Origin of the sequence: Pseudoalteromonas sp. MEBiC 03607, assembly GCF_004792295.1 — a bacterium.
GTDB classification, from domain to species: domain Bacteria; phylum Pseudomonadota; class Gammaproteobacteria; order Enterobacterales; family Alteromonadaceae; genus Pseudoalteromonas; species Pseudoalteromonas lipolytica_C.
Genome location: NZ_SRRY01000001.1, coordinates 397719 through 409881, shown reverse-complemented (window position 1 = coordinate 409881; position 12163 = coordinate 397719). Strand labels below are relative to the sequence as shown.

Annotated in this window: 10 protein-coding genes; 7 read left to right on the top strand and 3 right to left on the bottom strand. The window is 43.8% G+C overall.

What is annotated here, in order from left to right; all coding sequences use genetic code 11:
* Positions 1-28: 28 nt before the first annotated feature.
* The 3 genes from E5N72_RS01865 to E5N72_RS01855 all read right to left on the bottom strand — a co-directional run bounded on the left by E5N72_RS01865 (position 29) and on the right by E5N72_RS01855 (position 4763).
* Positions 29-1534 (bottom strand): serine hydrolase, encoded by a 1506-nt coding sequence (locus E5N72_RS01865; RefSeq protein ID WP_135922990.1) that lies wholly within the window; start codon positions 1532-1534, stop codon positions 29-31.
* A gap of 162 nt (positions 1535-1696) precedes the next feature.
* A complete protein-coding gene (locus E5N72_RS01860) occupies positions 1697-2359 on the bottom strand; it encodes a response regulator transcription factor (RefSeq protein WP_054552322.1) in 663 nt (220 codons plus the stop codon).
* Between the two features lie 112 nt (positions 2360-2471).
* Complete coding sequence (locus tag E5N72_RS01855; protein ID WP_135922989.1) at positions 2472-4763, bottom strand: TonB-dependent receptor; 2292 nt, start codon at positions 4761-4763, stop codon at positions 2472-2474.
* Positions 4764-5058: 295 nt separating this feature from the next.
* Between E5N72_RS01855 and E5N72_RS01850 the strand changes: the two genes are divergently transcribed.
* The 7 genes from E5N72_RS01850 to E5N72_RS01820 all read left to right on the top strand — a co-directional run bounded on the left by E5N72_RS01850 (position 5059) and on the right by E5N72_RS01820 (position 12161).
* Positions 5059-6360 carry a GntP family permease gene (locus tag E5N72_RS01850; RefSeq protein ID WP_054552324.1) on the top strand — a complete coding sequence of 434 codons (1302 nt, stop codon included), beginning with the start codon at positions 5059-5061 and terminating at the stop codon, positions 6358-6360.
* Positions 6361-6369: 9 nt separating this feature from the next.
* Positions 6370-7557: a homoserine O-acetyltransferase gene (locus E5N72_RS01845; protein WP_135922988.1), complete on the top strand. Its 1188-nt coding sequence runs from the start codon at positions 6370-6372 to the stop codon at positions 7555-7557.
* 4 nt (positions 7558-7561) lie between these two features.
* The gene (locus tag E5N72_RS01840; protein WP_135922987.1) at positions 7562-8323 is read left to right on the top strand and encodes a 3-hydroxybutyrate dehydrogenase; all 762 of its coding nucleotides are present in this window, start codon (positions 7562-7564) and stop codon (positions 8321-8323) included.
* 9 nt (positions 8324-8332) lie between these two features.
* Complete coding sequence (locus tag E5N72_RS01835; protein ID WP_063527828.1) at positions 8333-9040, top strand: CoA transferase subunit A; 708 nt, start codon at positions 8333-8335, stop codon at positions 9038-9040.
* Positions 9041-9051: 11 nt separating this feature from the next.
* The gene (locus E5N72_RS01830; protein WP_135922986.1) at positions 9052-9711 is read left to right on the top strand and encodes a 3-oxoacid CoA-transferase subunit B; all 660 of its coding nucleotides are present in this window, start codon (positions 9052-9054) and stop codon (positions 9709-9711) included.
* Between the two features lie 227 nt (positions 9712-9938).
* Complete coding sequence (locus E5N72_RS01825) at positions 9939-11183, top strand: porin (RefSeq protein WP_135922985.1); 1245 nt, start codon at positions 9939-9941, stop codon at positions 11181-11183.
* Between the two features lie 18 nt (positions 11184-11201).
* A complete protein-coding gene (locus tag E5N72_RS01820) occupies positions 11202-12161 on the top strand; it encodes a tripartite tricarboxylate transporter substrate-binding protein (RefSeq protein ID WP_135926203.1) in 960 nt (319 codons plus the stop codon).
* Positions 12162-12163 lie beyond the last annotated feature (2 nt).

Genomic DNA, 12163 nt, shown 5'->3' with positions numbered 1-12163 from the left:
CAAAAGTGGGACAGATATAAAGTGCAGTCTACTGTAGTAACTTTGCAAGCTTAGCCAGCTGCTTTTTAGCATGTGTGTTATCAGGTTTAAGCTTTAACACATGGTTATAATTGGCGGTTGCTTGCTTGAGATCACCGAGGTACCAGTATGCCTCTGCTAAGCTATCAAAGGTATTGTAACTATGTGGGTAAAGGTGCGTATTTAGTTTAAAAATCGCTAACGCTTCATTGAGTTTGTCTTGGTTAATAAGCGAATAACCCCATAAGTTAATATCGCTTTCAGTAAATTGGATCTGCTCGTCTTTAGCTAATTGATCCGCAGCTGTAATTGCATTTTCATAGCCTTGCACTTCAAGAACTTGCCATAAGCGTTTAATATTTTTCGCTAAACCAAAGCCATTTTCTTGTTTCATTTCAGGGATATAAAAGCCCGCAATTTCATCTACAAATTGCGATGGCATTGCGCCAATCAAGTTGGTTAAGATTACTATCGACATATTATCTTCAGGGTAAACAAAGATACCTGCTCTGTTACCACCTATGGCAGCTAATGCCGGATGTTCTTCTCGTCCCATTACAGGCCAACCAAGACTGTAGCCATTTAAGCGCTGATTAAAGCCTTGAGTATGACCATTTTTTAGTCGAGTCGGGGTCCACATTTGTTGAATACTTTGTGCATTAATAAATTGATTTGTTTGTAATGCCACTAGCCAATTTGCTAGCTCAGTTGCTGTTGAGGCCATACCTGCGGCGGTTTGTAGCATTGGTGAGAAAATGGCTTCTCTTGAATTTATTAGTTCATTACCTTGCTTTTCGTATCGTCTAGCCGAGTGTTTTACAACATTGTTGAGATTGCCAAAGCCCGCTTCAAGTGTTCTGTTCATCTCAGTTTTTTGTAACTGGTTTTTTGCTATAAATTGCTGAAATGGCATCCCAGATAACTTATTAATTAACTTACCAATAATGACGTAGTTTGTTTGGTTATATTTAAAACGGGTGCCGGTTTCGAACTCTAATGGTTTAGTTTGTACTTGTTGCCATGCGTCATCGGGTCCTTGATCTGAGATTAGATTGGCAATTTCATCTTTTATTATGTCAGGTAAGCCTGATGTATGGCTCATTAATTCTCTTGTTGTTATAGCGTGCCACTGAGTTGGCAGCTCGGGTAGGTAAGTGCCAATAGGCGCATTAAGGTCTAATTTCTTTTGCTCAACAAGCTGCATCAGTGCCACACCAACAAAGGCTTTAGTTGCGGAATTAATCACAAATAAAGTGTCGGCATCAACTGCAATATTATCTTCTATATTTGCAACTCCGTAGCTGGCAACTTTAATTACTTTATTATCTCGAACGACAGCAAGTTGTAGCCCGGGAATATTTCTTTTTTGCATTAACTCAACCAGCCATTGGTCAAGCTCATCTGCATGTGCAGAAAAGGCACTTAAAATAAGCGATAGAAGAGTAATTGTTGGAAGGATTAATTTTTTGCCAAGTTTTTTGCAAGCTGTGTACACGATGTTGTCCTTAGTGTTCATTTGTATCTATTATTTTTACTTAGATAGTTTTTGATGTGAGCACTAAAGCGAGGAGTATGCCAATCTTTAAAGTATTGAAGTAAATGGCTTTTATTGTTTTTCTTGGTTTTAAAATTCCCATTTATGGGAATTTTAAATTAAAACTGGGAGTGAATGCTTAAATTAGCTTTCTTCGATTTTGCCAACTTGCGAAAGCTGATTAAACAAAATGCCCGCTTGGGTGCGGTTATAAACATTTAGTTTGCGTAAAATCGCTGACACATGTTGTTTGATTGTGGTTTCTTGAATCGACATTTCAAAGGCGATTTGTTTATTTAATAAACCGTCGGCAATCATCGCTAGTACGCGGTATTGCTGTGGAGTTAGTTTTTCAAGGTTGCGAGCAAATTCACTTTGTTCGTCGTTGATCACTACATCGGTTAAATCTACTTCAGGTGGTAACCAAGTGTCGCCGTTGAGTACATGACTAATAGCTTCGCTGATGACATCCAAAGAAGATGACTTAGGAATGTAGCCTGCAGCGCCAAGACTCATTGCTTGTTTTATTATGGCTGGTGTCTCATTGGCAGAGACCATAATCACTAAGATATCTGGGTAGTGGTTACGTAATTGCGAAAGGGCTTGTAGGCCATTTGCACCAGGGATGGTGAGGTCTAAAAATATCAGTTCAATCTCAGGGTGAGCGCTTAACAGTGCAAACAAACCATCAATGTCACTGGTTTCTTTAATATGTTCTTCTGGCACTGATGTCGCGGCAGCTTGACGCAATGCACTTCTAAATAACGGGTGATCATCGGCGATTATGGTGTTCACAGCTAAAGACATTCCCTCGATTCTCCAATGCGTTATGTTATAAGTGATTTTGCGTTTTGAAACAAGGTTTGCCTGAAGGGAAGTTTCAGACAAACCTTTCTCACACAAGGATTTAGGTTCTATTTTAGAAACGGTAACCAACAGTGAAGGCTACAGTGCGAGGGTCGCCGTAGTAACCGATCAGCGTATTATCACCACCTAAACCTGGGGTGTATTTGCTGGTATCTGTTGGGTCTGTTGGATCAGGCGCTACGAACTGGTAACCACCAATCATGTACTCTTCATCCGTTAAGTTTTTACCGTAAAGACCAGCAGTCCAGTGGCCATCAGTGCTGTACCAAGTGATACCCATATTAAAGATACCGTAAGCATCTTGCGTTAATAGGCTATCTTCTTCGAATAGCGCGTAGTCGCCTCTGTGGTAGTAGTTACCATTGATAACAAAGTCACCCATTTCTGTGTACATACGGTACGTTGCACCCAGGTTAAAGGTTAAATCAGGTGTGTTTGATACCGTAAAGCGATCTGATTTATCGAATGCTTCACCGGTTTCTGGGTCGTAATCAATTACGTTATCGAAGTTACTATCGATGTAACCTACTGATGCATCAAAGCTGAGTGATTCTGTTGCAACATAGTTAAGCTCAAGCTCAATACCATCTGATGTTGACTCACCAATGTTACCCAAGCGTTGATTTAGATCTGCTGCGCTATCGCCCGGTAATACCGAAATATATTGACGGTCTTTATGGTCAAGGGTGAATAAAGTGACGTTTGCACGTAAGTTGTTGTTCCACTCACTCTTCATACCGATTTCGAATGAATCAACGATTTCTGGTTTTGCTGCTGGCTCTGCAGTAGTTGCACGTGGGTTGAAAGTACCTGACTTAAAGCCTTGCGCATAACTTGCAAAGAACATGATGTCGTTTGAATATTGGTATTCAACACCTGCACGCGGTGTGAAACGTGACCACTCTTCTTCATCATCGAGTACCGTTGGTACAAGTTGGCCTTCTGGTCGAGTGTAACCTGGCACCCAACCTGACTCAGGGTAAACAATGTCAAAGATGAGGCCGTTGTTAACCTGTGCTTCTTTTTTATCTTTGGTGTAACGCGCGCCGAGTGTCATTGACCATTTATCGGTTAAATCAATCGAGCCTTGAATATAAGCTGCTTTACTGTTTGAGTTACTACAACCGCTTACTTCACGAGTTAGACCCGGTGCACCTAGGCTTTGACCTAAGATACCTAAAATAGCTTCAAATTGACCACATGATTCACCATCATAATAGTAAAGGCCTGATACAAGCTTGTAGTTATCCCCTTGATGATTTAGCTGTAACTCGTGAGTGGTTTGCTCATCATCGTAAATAGCCGGTACATCGAAAATTGGCAACGAGGTATTGTCAAAGTCGATATTTGTTGGAGAGTAACTTTCGCGGCTTGAACCTATGTATTTAATACTTGTGCTATCACTCATATCCCAACGTGCAGTCAGGCTGTAGCCTTCAAGTTCAACTTTGTTCCATGTAGGCAAGCTGGTGTATGAGTCATACACGCTGTTTGGCACTGGCGCATCAGTTAGTAGACTAGGCAGTAAACGATAGCCGCCTTTCGCGTTAGATTTATCTTCTGTTTTATCCCACGCTAAGCGGAAGAAAAGGTCATCGGTCGGTGTGTACTCTAAGGTAACACGAGCTGCGGTTACGTCTTTGTTGTAGTTTTCGCGGTCTTGGTTATCAAGAGCCGATGTTAAAAACTCACCAAAGCCATCACGATTTAGCGTTGCAAAACCAAACCCTACGTAAAGCTTTTCGTCAACAATCGGTAATTGGCCGGTAATTTTTAAATCTTTTTGGTTATAGCTACCTACAGTGCCTTGAATGTTTAACGTTGCATCACCGCTCATTTCTTTGGTGACGTATTTAATTGCACCACCAATGGTATTTTTACCGTAAAGCGTCCCTTGTGGACCACGTAATACTTCGATTTGTTGCACATCAAGAAGGTCAAGTACGGCACCTTGAGGGCGAGCAAGGTAGACATCATCAATATAGATACCTACACCCGGCTCATAACCCCAAAGTGGATCTTGCTGACCTACACCACGAATAAACGCGGTAATAGTAGAGTTTGTACCACGGCTTGCTTGCAAGGTGGTATTTGGCGAGAACTGCTGAACTTCGGTCATAACGACGATGCCGTTTTCTGCCAGTTCTTCAGCACCCACTGAAGTGACTGCGACAGGAACTTCTTGCAAGTTTTCAACAGTTTTACGTGCTGTTACCTGAATGCGTTCAAGTTCCCCTTTTTTTGCTGCAGGTTCGGCTTGTTCTGCCGCTTGAGCACTGACACCTGCCAAAGCAAGTGATACAGCCAGAGTAAGTGGCGCGACTTTTGGGTTAAGCTTTATCATGTTGTATTCCTTGTTATTGTTGTCATTAGTCTTATGGCCACTCACATTGATGTTGCCGAAGACTTAATAAGATTTGCCCGTGTCACCTGTCAGTTAATGTAGAAGATAGTTGCAAAAATTGAATTAGTACCATAGTGCTATACCCGCCACAGCCCTTTATTTATCAAGCAATTAAGCTATTTTTAAAGCAGATAGTACCTTAGTGTTATGTATTTTTTGAACGCTTAGGGTAAGACTGAAGGCATTATTCCGATGTCACCTCATCTGTGTAATAACAATAATTATAGGAATGTCTATGCTGAGCATGATAGGACTGTTAGGCGGTTTGATACTGCTGATCATTTTAACGCTGCGTGGGGTAAATTTATTTATCGCTGCGCCAATCTGTGCACTATTAGTTGCACTTAGTAGTGGCATGGCCATTTTCCCTGTATCGGCAGATACAAACTTTATTAACGCCTATATGGATGGCTTTGCAGGCTTCTTAAGTGCGTGGTTCTTTATGTTCTTACTGGGTTCGTTATTCGGTAAGTTTATGGAAGACACCGGTGCTGCTGACAGTGTTGCAAGCTACATTGTGGGTAAACTAGGTATGAAGCACGCGGTTCTAGCGGTTGTGATTGCCTGTGCAGTTTTAACCTACGGTGGCGTGAGCGTCTTTATCGTTGCGTTTTCTGTTTACCCAATGGCATTAAGTCTGTTTAAAGATGCAAATTTACCGCGCCGCTTTATTCCAGCAACGCTGGCATTTGGTTCGGTGACCTTTACCATGACCTCGGCAGGCTCGCCAGAAATTCAAAACTGGATCCCGGTTAAACACCTTGGTACGTCACCTTATGCAGCATGGGAAGTGAGCTTAGTGGTGGCTATTTTCATGGCGACAGCAGGTTACTTTTGGTTAAACAAGATGATCAAAAAAGCCGTTGCTAACGGCGAGACCTTTGAAGCGCGTGATGATGATCCTGTCATTATTGAGCGTCGTCGTCCGCACCCAATTACAGGTGTGATCCCGCTGATCGTGGTGCTACTTTTATCATTTACACTACATGATGTACTACAGCAAACAGCGCTTATTGTTGCCTTGCTTGGTGGTGTGTTGAGTATTGTGATTATCAATTTTAAGCATTTTCACGATATGGGTAACGCTATTAATGTTGGTACAACTGGCGCTTTAGTAGCAATCGGTAACACCGCTGCTGTGGTTGGTTTTGGCGCTGTGGCGAAAGTATCACCGGCATTTACCGCCGCTGTCGATGTGATGACCCATATGCCGGGTAATGAGTTGGTTGGTGCTGCGGTTGCGGTCAGTGTAATTGCTGGCTTAACAGGCTCTGCTTCAGGCGGGCAAGCCATTGCATTACCACTTGTCGCACCGGGTTATTTAGACATGGGTGTAAACCCTGAACAGCTGCATCGTGTAGTGGCAATTAGTTCTGGAGCCCTCGATACCTTGCCGCATAATGGTTATGTGGTCACAACAATACGCGCTATCTGTAAAGAAACACATCAACGAGCGTATTGGTCAATGGCAGCGCTGACTGCGGTTATTCCGCTTATCGGTGTCGCATTGGCACTCGGACTCTTTATTTTCTTTTAAGGAACAGCAATGAAAACCAAATTAATAATTTTGCTATGGCTAGTTGTATTTAGTAGCACTGCGTTTGGCGCTGCCAACAAAGCCGACACCATGCTGGTGGAAAAACAGCATTTTACGACAAAAGATTTTACCACAGTGTCTGGTGTGACGTTAGAGCAAGTGGACATTGGCTGGGAAAGTTACGGAAAACTAAACGCCAATAAAGATAACGTGATTTTAATTACCCATTACTTCTCTGGTACTTCTCATGCCGCAGGTAAATATAAAGCGGATGATGCCCTACCGGGTTATTGGGATGCGATTATCGGCCCAGGTAAAGCTATCGATACTAATAAATATTATGTTATTAGTTCAGATACTTTAGTGAATGCCAACTGGCATGATCCGAATGTCATCACCACAGGCCCTGCCTCAATCAATCCAAAAACAGGTAAACCATATGGTTTAGATTTCCCAGTGGTTACGATTACTGACTTTGTGAATGTGCAAAAGCGCTTACTCGACAGCCTAGGTATCACTAAATTACATGCTGTGATGGGCGCATCAATGGGATCGTTTCAAGCACTTGAGTGGGCAACACGTTATCCAGATAAAGTAGAGCGTTTAATTCATGTGATTGGCGCTGCAACTATGGATGCATGGACAGTCGCGGCCCTTGAAAAATGGGCGTTACCAATTCGTTTAGATAAAAATTGGCAGCAAGGTAATTACTACGGCAAAGAGCGTCCGCTAGATGGCTTAGCAGCAACCATGCTTAATATTACACAAGATGCGATGCATCCAATTATTTATAACGCGAGCTTCCCTGACTTTAATGTATTGGATGAAGGTGCGTTAAAAGATATTCGTACCTTGCCTAAGTTAAACCAAGTACTCGCTCAGCGCGCAATGGCACGAGCGAAAACGCAAGATGCCAACCATGTACTTTATTTGGTCCGGGCATCACAACTATTTACCGCTGGCATGCAAAGTGATTTAACAACGGCGCTTAAAAATGTCTCTGCCAAAACATTATTACTACCCGCAACGAACGACTTACTTCTTCGCCCTGAAAACATGCGTACAGTGTTTGACACCATGAAAGCGGCAGGTAAAGACGTTGAGATTTCAGAAATTGAAGGGGGTTGGGGACACCTTGATGGCATTTTCTCAATCGCCCCGAAAGCGCAGCTTATCAGTGAGTTTTTAGAGGAGTAGCCCGATGAGCAAAACAGTTTTAATTACCGGTGCAGCCAGTGGTATTGGTCTCTATGTTGCCCAGCAACTGGCGATGCAAGGTCACACTATTATTGTGACTGATTTAAATCAGCAAGCAGCACAACAAGCGGCAGCAGGCATTGTTGAGCAAGGTGGTAGCGCCGAAGGGTATGCACTTAATGTGGCAGATAGTAATGCAATAGAGCAGTTTTTCACTGAGCTTAATCAGCCAATTGATGTACTTATTAATAATGCGGGTATTCAGCACGTTGCGAAGCTTGAAGATTTTCCGGCTGATAAATGGCAGTTCTTACAGCAAGTTATGCTGGTTGGCCCGGCGATGATGACCAAGGCAGTACTCCCTCGCATGCGTGAGCAAGATTTTGGTCGCATCATTAATATTGGTTCAATCCATGCGATGGTGGCGTCTAAATATAAGTCGGCTTATATCTCTGCAAAACATGGCTTAATCGGCTTTGCTAAAACCATGGCACTCGAAACTGGCGATGCCAATATCACGATTAATACCGTGTGCCCAGCCTATGTAAAAACGCCGCTTGTGGAGCAACAAATTGCCTCGCAAGCCAAAGAACATGGCATTTCTGAGCAACAAGTGATCGAAACAATTATGCTAGCACCGATGCCGAAAAAAGCATTTATCGGCTTAGATGAGATCCTGCATACCGTTAGCTTTTTAATGGCCGATGCAGCTCGCAATATTACCGCCCAAGCAATCGCCATTGATGGCGGTTGGACTGCACAATAGGAGGAGCCAATGGCAGGTTTTGATAAAGTAGTTACAAGTTATAGCGAAGCGATGGCTGGCCTTGAAGATGGCATGACAGTGATAGCCGGTGGTTTTGGTTTATGCGGCATTCCTGAAGGGCTGATTGCGCAAATCAAACGGCAAGGCACCCGAGATTTAACCGTGGTATCGAATAACTGTGGTGTTGATGGTTTTGGTTTAGGTGTGCTGCTTGAAGACAAGCAAATCAGCAAGATGGTTGCTTCTTACGTTGGTGAAAACGCGCTATTTGAGCAGCAACTATTAAATGGTGAACTTGAAGTTGAGCTCACTCCACAAGGCACCTTAGCTGAAAAAATGCGAGCTGGCGGTGCGGGCATTCCTGCATTTTATACCGCAACTGGCGTGGGTACCCCGGTGGCTGACGGTAAAGAAACCCGCAATATTAATGGTCGTGACTATTTATTAGAGCCAAGCATTACTGGCGACTTTGCGATAGTTAAAGCGTGGAAAGCAGACCGCTACGGTAACTGTATTTATCGTCATACGGCGATGAACTTTAACCCGATGGCCGCAACCGCAGGTAAAATAACGGTTCTTGAAGTTGAAGAAATTGTTGAGCCAGGGGAGCTGGAGCCAAGCCAAATTCACACGCCGGGTATCTATATTGACAGGGTGATTAAAGGTGAATTTGAAAAACGCATCGAGAAAGTTACCACTAAGCAAGAGAATCAATAAGGAGCACGCTGATGGCATTATCACGAGAACAAATCGCTAAACGCGTGGCGATGGAACTACAGGATGGTTACTACGTTAACTTGGGCATAGGTATTCCAACCTTGGTCGCTAATTATGTCCCTGATGGCATCGAAGTGATGCTGCAATCAGAAAATGGTTTACTCGGTATGGGACCATACCCAAGTGCAGACCAAGTTGATGCTGATATGATCAACGCAGGTAAAGAAACGGTCACCGCAGCAAAAGGGGCGGCTATATTTAGTTCCGCAGAAAGCTTTGCCATGATCCGCGGTGGGCACGTTGACTTAACCGTGCTGGGTGCGTTTGAAGTGGACCAAAACGGCAACATTGCCAGTTGGATGATCCCGAAAAAGTTGGTTAAAGGGATGGGTGGTGCGATGGATTTAGTAGCCGGTGCTAAAAACATTATTTGTACCATGACCCATGCAAATAAGCATGGCGAATCAAAACTGCTGACCGAATGTAGTTTGCCGTTAACGGGTGTTGGTTGTATCAATAAAGTGATCACCGATTTGGCACTTTTACAAATTAAAGACGGTGCATTTCATTTATTAGAGCGTGCCCCGGGTGTTTCGGTTGATGAGATTATTGCTAAGACACAGGGCAAGCTGATTGTCTCTGGTGACATTCCTGAGATGACGTTTAGCTAGTTTTGCGACTTTTAAGCAGCTAATTTGCCTAGATTTTATACTAAACCCCAATAATGTGCTTTTTGTTCATGAGTTTTATGAACAAAAAGCCATTTATCACCATCAATGCAACTTACCCCCTAAACATTTCGTTAATCTATCGTTAACACTATGCTCCAAACCAGATCGCCGATTGCAGTAGGCCGATCAACGACAACAAATAATTATAATCTGGTGTGGAGTAATTCATGAAAGCAAGTAACACACAGCTCGCTTTAGCCGTTGCAGCGGCGCTAGCAAGTACCTCAGCATTCGCACAAAAAAGCGACACTGAACAACTACAGCAACAGCTCGATGCTCTTCAAAAAGAAGTGGACTCATTAAAAACATCAAGCGGCTTTAACCTAGAATTTGGTGGTCGCGTGCAACTTGATTACAACTATTTCGACGGTGCTTACAATGCCGACAATGATGGCGCAGGAGGCAGCGACTTCTTCCCACGTCGTATCCGTACTTATGTTGAAAGTGAACATGGCAACTGGGATCACAAACTACTACTCGAATTTGCTGAAGGCACGGCTGAAATCGTGTTAGCGCGGGTACGTTATGCATTCGACAACGGCTTAAAAGTAAAAGCCGGTAAAATCCGTGAAGATATGTCGCTCAATGCGCTAACCAGCTCTAAACACATAAATACTATTGAGCGCAGCACCCTTGCTAATACCTTCTCGCCTTTCTTCCGCTGGGGTATCTCGGCTTATCAATACTTTAAAGATTCAGGCTTACGTTACGCCGTGGGTGTTTACAAAAGCGACGCGTTTGGTGCATCGGGCCATGACGAAGATGACAAACTAACATTGGCTGTAACAGGTCGCTTAACTTGGTCAAGTGCAGCACCGGGTGATGTGATCCATTTAGGTGCTTGGCATTCTTATCGTGATATGGGCGGCAATGATTTAAGTGCTCGTTTTGCCCGTGGTGAAGTGCGTGAAACTAATGTTCGCTTAGTCGATTACGCAGTCGGTGGTGAAACGGCAGCGCTTGATAGCATGTCGCAAAGCGGTCTTGAATTTGCCTACCAAGCGAATGCATTCACTCTAGAGGCTGAATATGCTAGCCGTTACCTAGATACTGTTGATAGTAGCAATGACCTTGATGGTGAGCGATTTGATGGCTTTCATGTTTCGGCAAGTTACTTCTTAGGTGGTGAGCAGCGCCGTTACAAAGCAGGTTCAGCGTTATTTGTGCAACCAAAAGGGATTAAAGATGCATGGGAGCTTGTTGCCCGTGTGTCACAAATGAATGCCAGCAGCAAACAGCAAGGTACCGACGTAACCACTTATATATTAGGCACATCTTACTACCTAAGCAGCGATATCAAATTTATGGGCAACCTGATTTACAGCGATGTTGATGGTGCCGGTGCTTCTACGCTGGTTGGTGATGAAGATTCAGGTATGGGCATCAGTGCTCGTATGCAGTACTTATTTTAGGAGTCGTGCATTATGACTATGTTTAAATCATTAAAAAGATCTGTTTTAGCAGCTTCATTATTAGTAGCCAGCCCACTGGCATTGGCAAACTTACACTTTTTGGTGCCGGGTGGCCCAGGTGGCGGTTGGGATACCACAGCACGTGGTGTCGGTGAGGCAATGGTGAAAGCGGGCATTGAAGACAATGCATCGTTTCAGAATATGTCGGGCGGCGGCGGTGGCCGTGCAATTGCTTACTTGATTGAGTCGGGCACTAAAAAAGGCGATATGTTGATGGTTAACTCAACGCCTATCGTTCTGCGTGCATTATCAGGCAAAATTCCTTACAGCTATCGCGATTTAACGCCAGTTGCCAGCATGATTGCTGATTATGGTGCATTTGTTGTGCGCAATGACTCGCCATTTAAAACATGGCAAGACGTTATTGATGCTATGAAAAAAGACCCAGGCTCTGTAAAAGTGGCGGGTGGCTCTGCGCGCGGCAGCATGGATCACTTAGTGGCAGCACAAGCGGTGAAAGCGGCGGGTATTGATGGCCGTCGATTACGTTACATTCCTTATGATGCTGGTGGTAAAGCGAAGGCAGGTTTATTGTCGGGCGAGGTCAACTTACTTTCAACAGGCTTAAGTGAAGCACTCGAAGTCGCAAATGGTGGTCAGGCACGTATTTTAGCGGTTACTTCTGCCGATAAATTGCCTGATTACCCAGCAATTCCAACCTTAAAGTCGCTAGGTTACGACATGGAATTCGTAAACTGGCGCGGCTTTTTTGCAACCCCAGACTTACCAGCAGACAAACTTGCCGAGTACACAGAAAAGCTACGTAAGTTGCAACAAACCCCTGAATGGGAAGCGGTGCGTGCCCGCAATGGTTGGCTAAATCTATTTCAAGAAAAAGAAGCGTTTATTAAATCGCTTGAGCAGCAAGAAGCGCAATTACGCGTTGTAATGAAAGAACTTGGTTTTATCCGAGGCTAAGG